Origin of the sequence: Streptomyces sp. NPDC001339 (assembly GCF_042895955.1) — a bacterium.
Lineage (GTDB): Bacteria > Actinomycetota > Actinomycetes > Streptomycetales > Streptomycetaceae > Streptomyces.
On record NZ_JBIAWT010000009.1, the window covers coordinates 57,824 to 74,945 of the forward strand.

At 70.1% G+C, this 17,122-nt stretch carries 16 protein-coding genes and 1 tRNA gene; 9 read left to right on the forward strand and 8 right to left on the reverse strand.

Features of this window, described 5'->3' with window-relative positions:
• The first annotated feature begins 63 nt into the window (after nucleotides 1-63).
• From ACFY12_RS25780 to ACFY12_RS25795, 4 genes are read left to right on the forward strand one after another with little or no spacing between them, the layout of a single operon-like run.
• Nucleotides 64-516 carry a hypothetical protein gene (locus tag ACFY12_RS25780; protein ID WP_390718274.1) on the forward strand — a complete coding sequence of 151 codons (453 nt, stop codon included), beginning with the start codon at nucleotides 64-66 and terminating at the stop codon, nucleotides 514-516.
• A 47-nt stretch (nucleotides 517-563) separates the two neighbouring features.
• Nucleotides 564-902 carry a hypothetical protein gene (locus ACFY12_RS25785; protein ID WP_390718275.1) on the forward strand — a complete coding sequence of 113 codons (339 nt, stop codon included), beginning with the start codon at nucleotides 564-566 and terminating at the stop codon, nucleotides 900-902.
• Between the two features lie 56 nt (nucleotides 903-958).
• Nucleotides 959-2,044: a YgjP-like metallopeptidase domain-containing protein gene (locus ACFY12_RS25790; RefSeq protein WP_390718276.1), complete on the forward strand. Its 1,086-nt coding sequence runs from the start codon at nucleotides 959-961 to the stop codon at nucleotides 2,042-2,044.
• The gene (locus tag ACFY12_RS25795; RefSeq protein ID WP_390718277.1) at nucleotides 2,041-2,538 is read left to right on the forward strand and encodes a hypothetical protein; all 498 of its coding nucleotides are present in this window, start codon (nucleotides 2,041-2,043) and stop codon (nucleotides 2,536-2,538) included. Before ACFY12_RS25790 ends, ACFY12_RS25795 begins: the two co-directional genes overlap by 4 nt.
• Before the next feature lie 367 nt (nucleotides 2,539-2,905).
• Here ACFY12_RS25795 and ACFY12_RS25800 read toward each other — a convergent pair.
• A tRNA-Val gene (locus tag ACFY12_RS25800) sits at nucleotides 2,906-2,980 on the reverse strand.
• A 155-nt stretch (nucleotides 2,981-3,135) separates the two neighbouring features.
• On the opposite strand from ACFY12_RS25800, the gene ACFY12_RS25805 reads away from it, so the two are divergent.
• From ACFY12_RS25805 to ACFY12_RS25820, 4 genes are all read left to right on the forward strand, one after another.
• Entirely contained in the window at nucleotides 3,136-4,524 is a 1,389-nt protein-coding gene (locus ACFY12_RS25805) for a hypothetical protein (RefSeq protein WP_390718278.1), read from the forward strand.
• A 212-nt stretch (nucleotides 4,525-4,736) separates the two neighbouring features.
• Complete coding sequence (locus ACFY12_RS25810; protein ID WP_390718279.1) at nucleotides 4,737-5,552, forward strand: DUF4383 domain-containing protein; 816 nt, start codon at nucleotides 4,737-4,739, stop codon at nucleotides 5,550-5,552.
• A 402-nt stretch (nucleotides 5,553-5,954) separates the two neighbouring features.
• A complete protein-coding gene (locus ACFY12_RS25815; protein ID WP_390718280.1) occupies nucleotides 5,955-6,575 on the forward strand; it encodes a bifunctional 4-hydroxy-2-oxoglutarate aldolase/2-dehydro-3-deoxy-phosphogluconate aldolase in 621 nt (206 codons plus the stop codon).
• 115 nt (nucleotides 6,576-6,690) lie between these two features.
• Nucleotides 6,691-6,909: a zinc ribbon domain-containing protein gene (locus ACFY12_RS25820; RefSeq protein ID WP_390718281.1), complete on the forward strand. Its 219-nt coding sequence runs from the start codon at nucleotides 6,691-6,693 to the stop codon at nucleotides 6,907-6,909.
• A 67-nt stretch (nucleotides 6,910-6,976) separates the two neighbouring features.
• Here the strand turns inward: ACFY12_RS25820 and ACFY12_RS25825 are convergent, their stop codons facing one another.
• From ACFY12_RS25825 to ACFY12_RS25840, 4 genes are all read right to left on the reverse strand, one after another.
• Nucleotides 6,977-7,636 carry an O-methyltransferase gene (locus ACFY12_RS25825; protein WP_390718282.1) on the reverse strand — a complete coding sequence of 220 codons (660 nt, stop codon included), beginning with the start codon at nucleotides 7,634-7,636 and terminating at the stop codon, nucleotides 6,977-6,979.
• A gap of 160 nt (nucleotides 7,637-7,796) precedes the next feature.
• Complete coding sequence (locus ACFY12_RS25830) at nucleotides 7,797-8,615, reverse strand: HAD family hydrolase (RefSeq protein ID WP_390718283.1); 819 nt, start codon at nucleotides 8,613-8,615, stop codon at nucleotides 7,797-7,799.
• Entirely contained in the window at nucleotides 8,615-11,278 is a 2,664-nt protein-coding gene (locus ACFY12_RS25835) for a phosphoribosyltransferase (RefSeq protein WP_390718284.1), read from the reverse strand. The genes ACFY12_RS25830 and ACFY12_RS25835 overlap by 1 nt, the downstream gene beginning before the upstream one ends.
• 218 nt (nucleotides 11,279-11,496) lie before the next feature.
• The gene (locus ACFY12_RS25840; protein ID WP_390718285.1) at nucleotides 11,497-12,669 is read right to left on the reverse strand and encodes an HpcH/HpaI aldolase/citrate lyase family protein; all 1,173 of its coding nucleotides are present in this window, start codon (nucleotides 12,667-12,669) and stop codon (nucleotides 11,497-11,499) included.
• Nucleotides 12,670-12,906: 237 nt separating this feature from the next.
• Here ACFY12_RS25840 and ACFY12_RS25845 point away from each other — a divergent pair, with 237 nt between their 5' ends.
• Nucleotides 12,907-14,094: a TerD family protein gene (locus ACFY12_RS25845; RefSeq protein ID WP_390718286.1), complete on the forward strand. Its 1,188-nt coding sequence runs from the start codon at nucleotides 12,907-12,909 to the stop codon at nucleotides 14,092-14,094.
• 57 nt (nucleotides 14,095-14,151) lie between these two features.
• Here ACFY12_RS25845 and ACFY12_RS25850 read toward each other — a convergent pair whose 3' ends face one another.
• The 3 genes from ACFY12_RS25850 to ACFY12_RS25860 form a co-directional block, all read right to left on the reverse strand.
• Nucleotides 14,152-14,895 carry a Tellurium resistance gene (locus tag ACFY12_RS25850; protein WP_390718287.1) on the reverse strand — a complete coding sequence of 248 codons (744 nt, stop codon included), beginning with the start codon at nucleotides 14,893-14,895 and terminating at the stop codon, nucleotides 14,152-14,154.
• A 101-nt stretch (nucleotides 14,896-14,996) separates the two neighbouring features.
• A complete protein-coding gene (locus tag ACFY12_RS25855) occupies nucleotides 14,997-16,127 on the reverse strand; it encodes a DUF475 domain-containing protein (protein WP_390718288.1) in 1,131 nt (376 codons plus the stop codon).
• A 52-nt stretch (nucleotides 16,128-16,179) separates the two neighbouring features.
• Nucleotides 16,180-16,755 (reverse strand): TerD family protein, encoded by a 576-nt coding sequence (locus ACFY12_RS25860; protein WP_362136598.1) that lies wholly within the window; start codon nucleotides 16,753-16,755, stop codon nucleotides 16,180-16,182.
• Nucleotides 16,756-17,122 lie beyond the last annotated feature (367 nt).

Consider the following 17,122-nt stretch of genomic DNA (forward strand, 5'->3'; position numbering starts at 1 on the left):
GCCCGTCGCAGAGCGGGCCTCCCACGCCGCAGGCCCTGTTGGACACAGACCGAAGGACATGACGTGAGCGCAACCCACAAAGTGGCGGAACTCCTGCTGACAGAGGTCGGCATGAGGCATGAACTCTGGGAATCCTGCTCCCTGGACGACCCGGACGCTTTCCGGAACGACGCCATACGACTCCTGGGAGACCTGACCGAGATCTCCAGTCGGGACCTCCGGGACGCGGACTGGGACCACCTGTGGCGCGATGCCCTGGAACTGGACGGCCAAGAGGCCCCGAACACGGAACCAGAGATCCGCGACATCTGCGGTGACGACGAGCAGCACTTCCTGACCATGCGCGCCTTGCTCGCCACCGAACGCACCCACCGCGCCGCGGGTCGCCGCGCTGGCCTCTTCGACGCCCTCAGGGGCATCGTCGCCCACTTCGACAACGAGGACGATGCCCTCGACTATGCCCTGCGGCAGCGCAAGGCGCGCGGTCAAGACCCCGCCCAGCGCGCCCTCTTCTAAACCACACGCCACAACTGTCCAGCAGCACCCATCACGGAAAGACCGCCATGAGCACCACCGCGCCCTCCAACGGCTTCATCGTCACCGTCACACAGACCCCGACCGTCCAGGCCACCGCCCTGCGTGAAGGCGACACCTTCACCCTTCTCGGCGACGACAGCCCTCTGACCATCCTCGCCCGGCGACGCCACCTCCAACCGCTGTGGCTGCTCACCCTCGAAGACCAGGACGCGCCGATCACCCTGCGCGACGACGAGCCGATACGCCCCCTGCGCATGCTGCGCGCCTTCGACCTGACCTGCCAGCTCTGCGGGCGCACCGCCCAGCACGTCCTGGACCTCCCAGTCCACGGCATTCCCCAGACCTGGGTGTGCAGCCAGCACTGACCCCGGCAAAGCAGCCACGCCGACCGCTCCTTCCTCCGCGCCAAGGACACACGACCATGCCCTCGACCGACCGCACCATACGAGTCGGCACCATCGACGTCACCATTCGCACCAGCAACAGGACCACCCTCGGCCTCACAGTCACCAAGCACGGCGCCATCATCGTCCGCGGCCCCCACACCACCACCGATGCAGACGCCGCCACACTCGTGGAACGACGCCGCGCATGGATCTACCGGCAGCGCGCCCACCTCGACAAAACCACACCCGACGACCCCATCAAGGAACTCATCCCCGGTGCAGGATTCGATGTTCTTGGCCGTCCGCACCGCCTCCGGATCATCTCTGACAACGACCAGAACGAGCCACTGCGTCAGCTGCGAAGCACCCCGACCGGCGGCTGGCTCCATATGCGGCGCACTACGGCACTAAATGCGAACAAAGCACAGCGAACCCTCATCAATTTCTACGCCGAAACCGGCCGTGAATGGCTGAGAATCAACCAGCCACAGATCACCGCACACACCCCAAACAGGGACCTATCCATCACCATCTCGACCCGCATTCGCACCACCTGGGCCCATCACCACCCAAACCGCGGACTCACCCTGCACTGGGCCACCGCCCAACTCCACCCCACCCTCCTCCGCGAACTCATCCACCGCACCCTGGGTCTCCACACCATCGCCAACAACCACGACCTCAACCGCGCCCTCCGCACCCTCTGGCTCGGGCGTCTCACCACTCCCACCAACGCCCGCCCACGAACCCTCCTCAAACCCACGGGCAACAACCCGTGCCCCGACTGCTCCACACCACCCGGCGCACTCCACGCCGAACGATGCGACATCGCCCGATGCGCCCGCACCGGACTACAACGCAACAACTGCCACCCCAACATCAACTGCACCACCATCTGGACCGGGCAGTTCCCCGGAGAAGCCGAATGCACCGAATACGGCTTCTACTGCCGCCCCACCCCCGACGGATACGAACCCTGCAACGCCGACGACCCCAACGCCATGCACGACTTCAACCGCCTCTACCGCGAATGCCGCTGGGACCCCGCAACCCAACGGATGACGCTGCCCTCACCCCCCGCCACACAGTCGCCCCGCGACGAGGAAGGACGCCGGCCGTGACAACGATGAGAATGCCGCGCGCAAACGCGCAGCGACCGGGCCTGGACGAGGACTGGCGGGCCGTGTGGCACGTGACGTACTACGAGGCGGCTGAAGGTGGCGTCGGCCGGAAGCCGCAAAGCCCCTGCTGGACGATCGAGATCGAAGCGCACCCCCTCGCCTCAAACCGGACCATCGGCCACCAGGTGTGGCTGTACATCAACCGCGAGCGCCCAGACATCCCCGAAGTGGACAGGCTGAGCGCGCACGTCCAGCTCCAGGGCTACGCCGCCAGCACGCCCAGCGGGGACGGGAACATGCAGCGCATCCACGGGATGCGGTGCACCTCGTGCGGCTCACCCGAGGTGGTGTTCACCGTACGGGCCTGGGCAAACTGCCGAGCCTGCGGCAGAGGCCAGACGCAGAGCGAAGCGGCGCTGTGTTCCGACCACTGCGAGGACTGCAACGCCCAGGCACTGACGAACGGGGCAAGAAAGCGCATGATCAGCCGGTGAACTCCTCATACCGGAGCTCCCGACGCGTGACCTCGGAGCGATAGGCAGCATCCTGTGAAGCTCCTGAGGCTGCGAATGCCGAGCAGCAGTCGGCGATCTGTGAATGCCCTGGTCAGCGCATGAACATCCGCCTCTTGCCGCGTCAGGCCGCGTGTGACCGCGCCAGCCCGGATGTGCGCTCTGTCGTCTGTGGGGTTTCGGCGGCCAGAAGGCAGCCGTCGAATCACACTCCGCGAGCTGAACGTCTCGCCTCGTGGACTGCGGAACCGCCGCCCCGCGCCCTGTCCCCCGCCTGTCCCCCGGGGCGCAAAAATGCCCTTCCAGATCATGTCTGGAAGGGCATTTTCTGCGTTTTCGCTGGTCAGCGTGGTGGGCACAGACGGATTTGAACCGCCGACATCTGCTTTGTAAGAGCAGCGCTCTACCGCTGAGCTATGCGCCCTCGTCGAGCCGACAGACTACCTTGCCCTCGGGGCCGAACTGCAAACCAGTGCGGGAAAAACCCGTGCGCGAAGTGCGAACTTACCGGCCGGTGTGTTCGTTCCGGTGAGTGGGAGAATGGCACCCGGCACTGGGCGATCCGATCGGGAGAGGGAAGTGACGGCGACACACACGCAGCCGCATGAGCAGCGAGAACGCCGTCGCACGCGTGGGGGTCCGGTCCGGGACACGGTGGCGCTGGCCCTGCTGCCGCTGCCGCTGTTGGCGGCGCTGGCGGCGTCGGTGCCGATGTCGTTCGCGGGCGGCGGGACCCGTCGCTGGTTCGGGCGCGGGGAGAGTCAGCGGGCCGATGCGCAGGCCGCGAAGGATGCCGCCGCGGCCGCGTTCTACGAGCTGGACAGCGCGCAGCGGGATCTGCGGATCTCCCTGGAGACGATCACCGCCGTCGACAGTTCGCCGCAGGCCCAGCGGGCCGCCGCGGATTACGAGGGCTTCAGCCGGCGCATCGACGAGGTGAGCCACGGCTACATCACCGCGGTCGACTCCCATGATCTGGACCGCGACGATCTCGACGGCGCCGCGGTGGCCCGGGCGCGGGCCGATCTCACCCGGGCCAGGGACGAGCTGAACCGCGTCAAGGGCGAGCTCGACCGGTTCGCGCAGGGACTGGGGCCTCTGCTGCGGTCCGCGGAGACGCAGCTGGCCCGGCTGGCCCCGGCCGTGGAACGGGCCCGGCAGACGCTGCTGGCGGCGAGCAACGCGCTGGACGAGGTCCGGGCGAACGGGCTGCGCGCCGATGACCTCGCGGCCCGGCTCGCGGCGCTGGGGCCGGAGCTGACCAAGCTCAACCAGGGCGCCGGGCAGCACGGCGTACCGGAGACGATCCGGCGCGCCGACGAGGTGCTCCGCAAGGCGGAGGACATACGGGCCGAGGCCGAGCGGCTGCCGGCCCGGGCGGCGGAGCTCGACAAGCGGCTGGTGTCGTTGCGGACCCGGGCCCAGGCGATCACCACACGCGCCGAGAAGGTCGATCCGGTCCTCAGCGAGCTGCGACGACGCTACAGCGCGGCCTGCTGGCAGGACCTCCAGCAGGTACCGGAGAAGGCCGTGCAATCCGTCCGGCAGACCGAGGTGAAGCTGCGGGAGGCGCAGCAGGCACGGGACGAGCAGCGCTGGGCGGATGCCACCAGCCTGCTGGCGACCGTACGCGCGCTGCTGGACACCACGGACGAGGCGGTATCGGCGGCCGGTGACCGCCTGCAGCGTCTCGACGCGGTGTCGTTCGACCGGCAGCAGGAGGTCGAACGAACCCGCTTCGCGATCCGGGACGCGCAGCGGCTGGCGATGGCCGGTCGCAGCACCCCGGACCCGCGGCACGCCCGTCCCCTGGACGACGCGGTGGCGCGGCTGGAGCGTGCGGTCGCGGGCCTGGAGGGGCGGCATCCGGACTGGTGGCACTTCCTGACCGAGACCGAGGCGGTACGGCAGACCGCGGCCCGGGTGGTGCAGGAGATCCGGGAGGCCCGGGGCGGTACCGGGGCCTGAGCCGCGGGGCCCTCACAGGCTGTCGTCGCCTCCCCTCCCCCTCCGACCGCCTCCTCTCCCCCTCCTGACCGCTTCCCATCCCCCTCCTGACCGCCTCCTCTCCCCTCCTGACCGCCTCCTCTCCGCGCGCGATGGCGTGAAGCGGCCCCCGGGCGGATCCTGGAGTGTGAGTGATACGGCCCAGGCGGCGCATCTGTGCGAAGGAGGCCGGCATGGCTACTGGGGCTACTGGCCAGACCCTGCCCGGACCCATGGGGCACTTCCACCGGCGGGGCACGGGACGCCATGCCCGCGCCCGGCTCGATGAGCACCTGCCCCTGGACCACCGGCTCAGCAGGGTCTACCGCATCGGGGCCGGGCTGATGGGCCTGGTGCTGATCGCGTTCGGCGTCCTCGGGCTCACCCGGAACATCGGCTTCTTCGACACCGGCGACAACGCGGTGGCCGGTCTGAACACCAACGGCGCGCTGAGCGTGCTCTCGATCGTCGTCGGAGCGATCCTCGTCAGCGGGATGGTGATCGGCGGGAACTTCGCCTCGACCCTCAACATCGTCTTCGGGGTGCTCTTCCTGCTGAGCGGATTCGTGAACCTGGCGGTGCTGCGAACCGATGCGAACTTCCTCGCCTTCCGGATCCAGAACGTCCTGTTCAGCTTTGTGGTCGGGCTGATGCTGCTGGTCTTCGGGATGTACGGACGGGTCAGCGGCGGCCTCCCGCACAACAACCCGTACTGGCGTGCCCGGCACCCGGAGGAAGCGGAACGTTTCGACCGTGGCGAATGGCACCCGATCCCCGGGATGACGGCCGGACGGCAATCCTGGCGCGTCAAGATGCAGGGCTCCTTGCACGCCGGGCTGGGCTCGATCGGCCCCGGTACCAGCACCAGCATCAGCGCCCACAGGAGCGGGGAGAGTGGTGGCGCCGGTTCCGCGGCCGCCACCACCACGGAAAGGGCTGGTGAGGGCGCGAGCGGCAGCAGCGGCGACAGCAGCGGGAGCGGGAGCGGGAGCGGCGGCAAGGAGGGGTGAGCCGGGCGGGGACGTCAGGGCGTACCGAGGTGGGTTTGGGGTGCTCGGTACGTCCTGACGGCATGCGAGTGCCGCCCCTGGGCCTGTGCCTGACGTCCCGCCCGCGGGCAGCCCTCAAGTCGCCTCCACCACCCCGGACTTCCTCACCCAGGAGAGTCCTGAGGAGCCCTGAGCAGCCCTGAGGAGCCCTGAGGAGAGCCGGAAGGCGACCCCCGGGACCAGTCCCCGGGAGAGCCCTCAGGACGGTTCTTCGCGCTTTCCCCGGCGCAGCTGGGTCACTACCGCGGAACGGGGGCCCGCCATGCCCGCCGACCCGGAATAATCGGAGGCACCACCCCTGCGCCCGAAGGCCCCACCCGCGCGGCACACCCGCGGCGGGGAGCGGAGAAAGTAGGAAACGCCATGGACTTCAGCGAAGCGCTCCGGGCCGAGCGACTGGTTGCCTTCATCCGGGGCAAGGATGCGGAGGCGTCGTTCCGTACGGCCATGGCACTTGCGGAGGCAGACCTTCCGCTCATCTCGCTCTCCCTCTGCGGCAAGGACGCGCTCTCCGTGATCCGCCGGGTCCGTGCCGAGCTCGGCGACGCGGCCTGGCTCGGCGTCGGCTCCGTCCTGACCAGTCAGGATGCCCGCCGCGCTGCCGAAGCGGGGGCCAATCTCATCGTGGCACCCGGACTGGGGGCAGGGCTCGAGGAGTCCGTACGGCAGGGGCTGTCCACGCTCGCCGGGGTACTGACCCCGTCCGAGGTGATCGCGGCGGAGGCACTGGGCGTATCGGCACTCATGCTGTTCCCGGCGTCGGTCGGCGGTCCGGCGTATCTGGAGGCGCTCCGCGGCCCGTTCCCCGAGGTGCCGTTCGTGCCGGTCGGCGGCGTGGACGAGGTCGTGGCCCAGGCGTACTTCGATGCCGGAGCGCTGGCTGTGGGCGTCGGCTCACCACTGGTCGGTGATGCGGCGGACGGCGGCGATCTGGACGAGCTGCGCAAGCGCGCGGCGGAGTTCAAGGCGGCGTGTGCACGGTGAGCGGGCCACGGCCACCGAAGCGCACGACGGTGGACCCAGGGCGTGGACCCAGGGCATCGAGCCGAGTGGTCCGGCGACGTCGTGCGCCGAGTGGCGCCACGGCTAATCTGTGGCCATGCCTCGCTATGAGTACCGCTGCCGCCCGTGTGGCTCGATCTTCGAGTTGAACCGGCCGATGTCCGAGTCCTCCGCCCCGGCGGTCTGCCCCGAGGGGCACAAGGACACCGTGAAGCTCCTCTCCACGGTCGCCGTCGGCGGGTCGGCGACCGCCCCCGCACCGAGCGGCGGGCCCGGCGGTGGCGGCGGCTGCTGCGGGGGCGGCTGCTGCGGCTAGGTGTACTGCCCTGTGAGGGATCTCCGCGGCGCCGCGGAGATCCGCCAGAAGCGCCCTGCCGCTACCGCTACCGCTTACGCGCCAGTGTCAGACCGTCGGCCACGGTGAGCATCACCGACTCCATGCGCTCGTCCGCCCGCACGTGGTCGTTGAACGCCCTGATCGCCAGGGCCGTCCCGGTCGCCGCCGGGTCGACGACCTTGCCGGCGTTCAGCACGTTGTCGGCGACGATCATTCCCCCGGGCCGCATCCGCGGCACCAACTCTTCCCAGTAGGCGATGTAGCCGCCCTTGTCCGCATCGAGATAAGCAAGGTCGATATGCGGCTGCGCGGGCATCGCCCGCAGCGTCTCCAGCGCGGGCGCGATCCGCAGCTCGATACGGTCCGCGACACCGCCCTTCGCCCACGCCTCCCGGCCGTACGCCGTCCACTCCTCGGAGACGTCGCAGGCGATCAGCGTGCCGTCCTCGGGCAGCGCCTGGGCCATGGACAGCGCCGAGAACCCGGTGAACGTCCCCACCTCGACGACATGCCGTGCGCCGATCAGCCGCACCAGGAACGCCAGCAACGGCCCCTGCTCCTCGGCGGACTGCATGATCGCGGACTCGGGCAGCCGCTGGTGCGTGAGCTCCACGATGCCCCGCTGCGCGGCGTTCAGCGGCGGATTATGGGCGAGGACGTAGTCGTACAGCTCCGGCGTGACAGGCGTGCTCTTGGACTCAGCCACAGGCTCTCCTCTGCTCAAGGATCACGTTCTCGGCCGGTGAGCGGGCGGTGCGGCCGGCCGCCTCGGCGAGCGTATCCGCTCGCGAGCTGTGAGGGGAGGGGAAGGTGAGGGCAGGAGAGAGTGAGGTGACCGGACTTCTACTCCCCAGCGGTACCCGCGGCTACTCCGCAGCGGTATCCGCGGCGGCGCGGAGGAAGGACCGTACGATCTCCTCGCCCGCGGCGGCGCCCCGTGCGTCGAGCGCGGTGACATGCGGCGCCTGCCAGCCGGAGTCCGCCAGTTCGCCGTGCCCCGGGCGCCATCCACGGTCCGCCGCGAGCAGCAGATCGGCGTCGAGCAGCGAGTCGCCGGCCGCGAGGACCTCGGTCGCCCCGGTGCGGCGCGCCACCTCCGCGACGGCCGCGCTCTTGGTCAGCGGCCGCGGTACGGCATAGATCTTGCGGCCCTGCAGGGAGACGGTCCAGCCGCGTTGCTCCGCCCAGCCGGCGAGGTCCTCGACCCAGGTGTCGGGCAGCAGCGGCCGCTCGACGACAAGGTAGGCGAAGAGGTCCTCGGCGACCCGCTCCTTGAGCAGCCAGGCCGGATCCGCGGTGCGGACGAGGTGGGCCCGCACCTCGTCCAGGGGGGCGCACTGCGCGGCGAGGCGCGCGGCGACCGTGCGCCGCCAGTCGGGGTCGGACTCGCCGCGTACGAGCAGATGGCCGCCGTTGGCGCAGACCGCGAACTCCGGTTCCGGGCCGGGGAGGTGGATGCGCCGGTACTGCTCGCGGGTGCGGGTGGTGGCGGGCACGAACGTGGTGCCGCCGGCCAGTTCGGCGAGCAGCGCGGCGGCCGTCTCCGTCATATAGGACAGCGGCTTGCGTTCGTAGGTCTCGACGCAGAGCAGCCGTGGTGCGTCGGCGTCGGGCATGGCGAGGCCGAGGGCGGCGGCCGAATAGATCAGGGTGCGGTCGAGGTCGCTGGCGACGATCGCGCTCATCAGGAGGCCACCGCCTTGCCGTCAGCACCCGTGGCCCCGCGGGTGAAGCGGGGATGGATCAACCCGACGCAGGTGTAGGGCAGTTCGCCGACCTCTTCGACGGGTACGCCCCGCTGTTCAGCCAGGAGGCGTACGTGATCGAGGTCGGCGCCGGCGCCTTGCCGGGCAAGGATCTTCCAGGGGACCCGGCGCAGCAGTACGCGCGTGGTCTCGCCGACACCGGGCTTCACGAGATTGACGTCGTGGATGCCGTACTCCGCACTGATCCGCTCGACGGCTTCCCAGCCCGCCCAGGTGGGGCTGCGGTCGGCGACGGCCAGTTCCTTCACCTCCGCTGCGACCTCCCGCGCGACATCGTCGAAGCGCGCGCCGACCGCGTCCAGGAACGTGCGCGACACATCGGTCGCGGCGAGCTCGCGGTAGAACTTCGCACCGTGGAAGTCGTCCGGACCCACAAGGTCGTCGCGCAGGACCGTGCGCGATATGAGGCCGGAGACGGTGGAGTTGAGGCAGGCGGACGGGATGAGGAAGTCATCGCGGGTGCCGTAGGTATCGACGCAGCCGCCGGGGTCGGCGAGCACGGCGATCCTGGGGTCGAAGCCCGGGAACTCCTCCAGGGCCTCGGCCAGTTCGCGGGTGATGGCCCCCTTGCCGGTCCAGCCGTCCACGAACACGACATCCGCCGGGTTGTGATGGGCCGCCAGCCAGCGCAGCGCGGTGGTGTCGATGCCGCGGCCGCGGACGATCGAAACCGCGTAGTGCGGCAGGTCCAGACCGTGTACGTGCTGCGCCCAGCGCCGCATCAGCACGCCGACGGGGGTACCGGCCCGCGCCAACGACACCAGTACGGGGCGCGGACCGCGCTCGGCGAGCACGGTCTCGGCGACGGTCCCGACGGCGCGCGCGATCCGGTGCGCGGAGGCCTGCAGAGCGCTCTGGAAGAGCGCCTGGTACTGCTCGCTCGGCTGGTACTCGACCGGCAGCGACTCGGCATAGTGGGCGCCGCCGTTCTGAATCGCCTCTTCGCGTTCCTCCGTGGGCGCTTCCAGAGTGATGCCGGAGAGGTCCTGGAGCAGCCAGCCGACCTCGTCGGCGTCGTAGGAGGAGAAGGCGGGGCCGCGCAGCGGCTCGGGAAGGGACATGGGCGGTGCCTGGGGTCGCGGGGCGCAAGAGGGGAGGTAGGAGGGGATGACGGTGAGCAGCAGCCGGTCGGTGTGCTCGGCGAGGCGGTCCAGCAGCCCGCCGGGGGCGTGCAGTTCGGGCCGGTCGCCGTACGAGTCCACGACGGCGACGATGGCGTCGAAGCGGCGCTCCGGGTCGCCGCCGGCCACGACGTTGTAGGCGTACCGCTCCCCCGGCCCGTCGGCGGGCAGGTCGTGGGCGGGGAACGACAGCCGGGTGCGTATCGCGTAACCCGGGTCGTCCACGGGGAGCACCGGGGAGCGGGTGGTGGTCGAGAAGTAGACGCCCGGGCCGGCCGTCACGGTGGACGGGCTGCCGATGGACGGACTGCCGGTGGACGGTCCGCCGGTGCACTGCCCGGTGGCGGTGTCCGTTGCCTCGGCGAGCCGGGCGTCCAGGGCCTCGGCCAGCCGCAGGGGCGCGTACATCAGCTCCTCGTTGCCGAGGACGAGGACGCGGCGGGCGCCGTCCAGGTGCTGCGCGATCCGGGCCGCCATGCCGGGGAGCCGGGCCTCCAGGTGTGCGCGGTGCGCGGGCGTGAAGCCGTGCCGTCCGCCGTCGGGGAGTCCGGCGGGCCAGTCGAGGTCGACGCGTACGGGCTCCGCGCGGCGGGCGGGCTCCGCGCGACGTACGGGCTCCGCGCGACGGGCGGCCCCGGGTGCAGGTGCGCTCTCCGGACTCTCCGGCGCGGACGCCCTCGCCCCCGCCCCCGCCGCCATGGCCGCGCGCTCGTGCTCGCGCTCGCGCTCGTGCTCGGCGACGAGTCGCCGGCCGCGCTCCAGGACGTCCTCGGGCAGCCGTACCCCGCCCGAGGCCAGCGCCACGAGGTCCACGCGGGCGCCGAGTTCCGCCGCGAACTTCTCCAACTGGCCGCGGTCCGCGGCGGAGCGCATGTCGACGAGGGCGACGACGACGTAGTGCTCGCGCGGGAAGCGTGCGTGCAGCGCCCTGATGGTGTTCAGGACGGTGCGGCCGGTGGAGAACTCGTCGTCGACGAGCACCAACGGCCCGTCACCGGCGAGGAGTTCGGGGTCCTCCGGGAGCAGCAGATGCGAGGTGGCGTGGCTGTGCTCCTCCTCGAAGCCACCGGCCCGCGCGACACCGTCGACCGGGCGGCGGGTGGAGTGCAGGCAGGGCGCGAACGCCAGGCCGTCGGCCACGGAGTGACCCAGTCCGGTGGCGGTCTCGGCGTAGCCCAGGACGACGGCCCGGGCGGCGGCCTCGTCACCCAGCAGCTCCCGCACCCGGCGCCCCAGCCGGTGGCCGGCACCATGGACCACACCCGGCCGCTGCGGCACATGCTTGCCCAGCACGTTGGACACGAGCAGATGGGCCCGCTTGGGGTTGCGCCGCAGCGCCAGCCCCAGCAGTTCCGGCAATTCGTCTCCGCCGCTCAGCGAGACCCCGAGCCGTCCGGCGACCCACTCTCCCGTCCACACCACGCGTTCCGTCTCCTCCGTCGTACCGTTCGTGCCATTCATGTCATGTCGTCCGTCAGACCGTTCGTGCCATGTCATCCGTCGGACCGTTCGTGCCATGTCATCCGTCGGACCGTTCGTGCCATGTCATCCGTCGGACCGTTCGTGCCATGTCATCCGTCGGACCGTTCGTGCCATGTCGTCCGTCGGACCGTTCGTGCCATGTCGTCCGTCGGACCGTTCGTGTCGTCCGGACCGTTCGTGTCGTCGCTCGCCGCGGTTCAGGTCTGCGGCAGGCTCGCCGCCAGCAGCTCCACGAAGCCGATGCCCTCCCGGGCGACCCCGAACGCCTCGGCACGCAGCAGGGTCCGCTCGGCCCAGGCGCGGTGCGGCTTCACCTCGTTCATCTTGTTCGTGTAGACCGAGCGCAGCACCCCGCCCTCGCCCCGTTCCGGCCGCAGGATGTCCGCGGCGTCGCTGAACTCCTCATGGCTGACGACCGAGAGGGCGTGCACCGGCGCGACGTGCGAGGGGTGAATGCAGGTCTTGCCCTGCAGGCCGTTGGCGCGGTCCAGTTCGATCTCGCGCAGCAGGCCGTCCATGTCGTGCTCGATCAGCGCGGTACGCAATTCCTCGGCGCGTCCGAGGAAGGGGCTGCGCCGGAGCTGTGGCTTGAACATGCGCTCGTGCAGCCGGAAGTACTCCCAGACCGGGCCGGTGACGGTGAAGCCCGTGCCGTCCGCCCGGCCCAGGACGTTCACCACGTCGGCGATCACGGAGGCGACGATCTGGACGTCGTACGCGGTCATGTCGGGCGGCCGGCGCAGCCCGTAGGCGGAACAGAAGTCCGTGACGCCGAGGCGCAGGGCGAGGACCCGGTCCCGGTACTTGTCGACGGTCCTGGCGATGCCCCGCAGGGTCTCGACGCGGCTCTCCAGGTGCAGCAGCTGCGGAGACTCCAGCACCGGCATCGCGAACAGCCGCCGGCCGCAGGCGGACTCCGCCGTGGCCAGGGCTTCGAGGAACGGGATCCCGCGCTCCTCGGTGAACTTCGGAAGGACGAATCCGGACAGCCTGCGCACCGTCGGCCCGAGGCGGCGCACCAGGTCCGGTATCTGCGCGGGGGTGCGGACGCGGATGAAGAGCAGCGGAAGGGCCTCGCCCGCGTCGGCCGCCTCGTCGAGCAGGCCCAGCTGCCGGACGAGGTTCTCCTCACCCGCTTCGACGTCCCCGTCCCCGATGGCGTCTTCCAGGCACAGCACCATGGACATCACGCCGCGTCCGGCCTGCTTGAGGACATCGGCGGCCAGCCGTGGGCGGGTGGCCGGGCTGTAGAGCGTGGCGCCCAGGGCGACCGCGAGGGTGCGGGCGCAGGAGTCGGCGGTGAACTCCACCGGCTCCTGGTGGAACAGTTCCTTCCGAATATCGGGCGGAAGGTACCCAAAATGGCGCATATAACTCCCCGTGTGCATGCGGGACCCGGGCGCGCCCGCTACGTCCGGCTGTCTGGATCCAGCCGGTAATCGTACGTGCGTGGGGGTGCGGTTAGTTCCCGCGTACGTGAAAATCACGTATCCCGCATGAGGCGCACGGATGTCCGCGAGCGCGCGGCTCGCGCCGCACGCGGCCCCGCGTTGCCCCACGCGGCCCCCGCGTTGTCCCTCCGACCAGAGGGAAGGCAGGATTGCCGCATGACGCACGCGATGCTGAAAGGGTCGAACGTCCCCCTCGATGCCACGACCGTCCGGGCCGTCCTGCGCTGGACCCCCGGCGCCGGAGTCCCCGATGTCGACGCCTCGGCGCTCCTGGTGGGATCCGAGGGACGCGTGCGCTCCGACGAGGACTTCGTCTTCTACAACCAGCCGCGGCACCCGAGCGGCCTGGTCCGGCACCTGTCCAAGGCCCGGCTCGACGACACTCTCACCGACACCATCGAGGCCGACCTGGCCACGATGGATCCGGCGGTCGACCGGGTGGTACTGGCCGCTTCGTCGGACGGCGGCCCCTTCGCGAACGTGGCGGACCTGCGGGTTCTGCTGTACGACGCGGAGCGGGAGGGGGATCCGGTCGCGGTCTTCGACATCGTGCCGGAGACCGGCGAGGAGACGGCCCTGATCTGCGGGGAGCTGTACCGCCGCGCCGAGAGCTGGAAGTTCCGCGCCCTGGGGCAGGGGTACGAGAGCGGGCTGGTCGGGCTGGCCACCGAGTTCGGGATCTCGGTCGACGAGGACGGCGCGGACAACGCAGACGGCGCGGACAACGCGGCTACCGACGGCACCGCCTCGCCGGCCCCGGATGTCCTGGATGTCCCGGATACCCCGAATGCTCCGGAGTCGTCGCCGTCCGGCACGGAGCCGACGCAGGCCGTACCGGCCCCCGCGCGGAGCGAGCCGCCTGCCGCCGCCCCGTCCGCCGCCACCGCACCCGACGGCGACTTCGTGCTGGCCCCGGCCGCCCCCGCGACCACCCCGCCGCCGAGCGCCTGGCCGGAACACGCCTCGGGCCCGCCGCCCGCGGGAGGCCGGCGGCCCCCGCAGGCGTCGGACCCGGACGCCGTCACCCAGCATGTGCCGGACGCGATGCCGGAGCCGCACTCGGCCGCGCCCCTGCCGCCGGCCGCCGCGGCACCCACGCCGCCTCAGGCACCCCAGGCACCGCTGCCCACGCAGGGCGGCTACGGCTACCCGCCCCACGTTCCACCGCCGCCCGCACAGCCCCCGGCCCAGCCCGCCTACGGATACCCGGGACCGCCGCCCCCGTACCAGCCCCAGCAGCCGGCACCGACGGCGTACGGCTACCCGGCACAGCAGCAACAGCCCTTCGTCCCGGATCCGTCCTTCGTCCTGCCGCCCCAGGGCCCGCAGTTCCAGCGCCGGTAGAGCCGTGTCGGTTCCCCGGGCGCCCGTGGACACGTCGCGCCCGGCGAAGAAAGCGGCTCACACCTTCGACTTGTAGCCCCGGCCCCACTGCAGGCCCCAGCCGTACAGCCGGTCCAGCTCCGCCTGGAAGCCGTAGACGTACTTCACCTCGCGGCGCACCGTCAGCTCGCCCTTGACGTTCTCCAGCGTGAAGATCGCGCAGGAACGGGCCTGTGGCGCCCGTTCGTCCAGTTTGACCTCCACCCGGGGCCCGGCACTCGGGTAGAGCGTCACGACCGCGTGCGTACGGTCGAACGCGGGCGTGCCGTCATAGATGTAGACGAAGATCAGCAGCCGTTTGATCTCGTCGCGATGGTCCAGGTTGATGTACAGCGTCTCGCCGGACCCCGAACCGAACCGGTCGTCACCGCTGAGCTTGACGAAGGGCGGGCCGTTGAGATCCCCGAGGAAATTCCCCAGCGGCTGCACGACGCCCTTGGACCCGTCCATCAGCTCGTACATGCAGGCCAGGTCCAGGTCCACATTGACCACGGCCGGTCCCTGCGCCTGGACGATCTCGGGCCGGAACAGCTTGCCCGGGTGTCGCAGCAGGCTGCCGGTGCGCTGTGTGCCCCGCTCGCCGAAGTCCGAGGTCCGCATCTGCCAGCTCAGATTGACCCGCAGATGGCCGGCGGCCGCCCCCTGCTTGGTCAGTGAGACGACCGGATTCCGCTTCGTCAGCTCGACGACATACGACGCTCCCCCGCTGTCGAAGTCGAACTTCTGGGCACCACCGCGCCACAGATTCCCCAGGAATGACACCTCTCCCGCCCCCTCGCTCGGCCCCCATCATCACTGCGGGGCGGCCCCGAGGTCGTACCCCATGGCCGCCCCGCAGAGAGCGTTCCTCAATCAGCGCCGCGTCACACTCCGGAGGTGACTTCCGGCTTCTCTCCCGCCGAATTCCCCAGATCCTCACGCCGGTTCCGGATCACGGACGAGGCGAACGAGAGGGCGATCAGCACAATGCCGATCAGGCCGGTGACGACCTCGCTGACCTCGTACTTGATCGTGATGAGCAGGATGACGGCCAGTGCGCCGATCGCGTAGTGCGCGCCGTGCTCCAGGTAGACGTAGTCGTCCAGGGTGCCCTTACGGACCAGGAAGACGGTCAGCGAGCGGATGTACATCGCGCCGATGCCCAGGCCCAGCGCCATCATGAAGATGTCGTTGGTGATGGCGAAGGCGCCGATGACACCGTCGAAGGAGAAGGACGCGTCGATGACCTCGAGGTAGAGGAACAGGAAGAACGCGGCCTTGCCGGCCAGCCCCGCCACCGAGCCGGTGCCGTTCTTCGCCGGCGCCGCGGCGCCCACCTCTTGCCCCTCTTCCTCTTCCTCTTCTTCCAGCTTGCCCTCGAAGAAGCCGGAGATGCCGCCCACGACGAGATACGTGACCAGGCCCGCGACACCGGACAGCAGGACCGTGGCGGTCTTGTCACCAGCGCCGTGCGCGGCGTCGGTGGCCACCGTCATCGCGGTCACCAGCAGGACGACCAGCGCGACGATGACGGACAGCATGTCGAGCTTGCCGATCCTGGCCATGGGCTTCTCGATCCAGGCCAGCCACTTGTAGTCGCGGTCCTCGAAGATGAAGTCGAGGAAGATCATCAACAGGAACATTCCACCGAAGGCCGCGATGGCCGGGTGGGCGCTGGTGACCAGTTCCTGGTACTGCGCCTTGTCGTTGATCGCGAGCTTGACCGCCTCGATCGGCCCCAGTTTCGCGGTGATCGCGACGATGACGACCGGGAACACCAGCCGCATGCCGAACACCGCGATGAGGATGCCGAAGGTCAGGAAGATCTTCTGCCAGAAGGCGTTCATCTTGCGCAGAATGCCCGCGTTGATGACGGCGTTGTCGAACGACAGCGAGATCTCCAGGATGGACAGGATCCCGACGATCGCGAGCCCCCGCCACCCCCAGAGCACGCCTGCGAAGGCGAGACCGAGCGCCGTGACGGCGAGCGACCAGCCAAAGGTTTTCAGGACCACTGCCTACCCATTCCCTCGTTGTGTGGGTCCCCCGCGCGCGGCGCGCGGCGTTTTACGAAACGTTGACCCCGAAGTCTAGAGCGATACCGCGAAGACCCGACGCGTACCCCTGGCCCACCGCCCGGAACTTCCATTCGCCGTTGTAGCGGTAGACCTCGCCGAAGATCATCGCGGTTTCGCTCGACGCGTCCTCGCTGAGGTCGTAACGGGCGAGTTCGCTGCCGTCGGCCTGATTGACGATGCGGATGAAAGCGTTGCTGACCTGGCCGAAGCTCTGGCCGCGCAGATCCGCCTCGTGGATCGAGACCGGAAAGACGATCTTGTCGACCTGCTCGGGCACCTGTGAGAGGTCCACCAGGATCGACTCGTCGTCGCCCTCGCCCTCACCGGTGAGGTTGTCCCCGGTGTGCTCGACGGAGCCCTCCGGGCTCTTGAGGTTGTTGTAGAAGACGAAGTACTCGTCCCCCAGCACCCGGCCCGACCGGCACAGCAGCGCGCTGGCGTCGAGGTCGAACGGCGCTCCGGTCGTGGACCGTGCGTCCCAGCCGAGGCCGACCATGATCTGCGTCAGATTCGGAGCGGCCTTGGACAGGGAGACATTGCCCCCCTTGGCAAGCGTGACGCTCATCGTTCACTTCCTCCCCGGTGTCGGTACGGGCCGCGCACGGGCACGGCCCGCCTCCCTTTCACGCGCGTCCGGCGCCGCACTCCCCGGACGGGGTATACGGCGCCGGACGCGGTCACTCTGCTGCACGGGCGGACGCTTCGGCAGCGCCGCCCGGCCGGACCTGGAGATCGGATCCCCGATCCGGCGGTCAGACGTTGACGCCGAAGTCCGTACCGGCGTGAGGGCGAGCGTATACCACCCTTGATCTACTGGGGCAAACATGCAGGTCAGAGGGCATCTAGCCTGGTTACGCTTCGGAGCGTTTCGGGCTGTTTCCGTGTCTTCGTGGGCACCGTGCTGACTTGGTGCTGACTCCACAAGCCCGCCT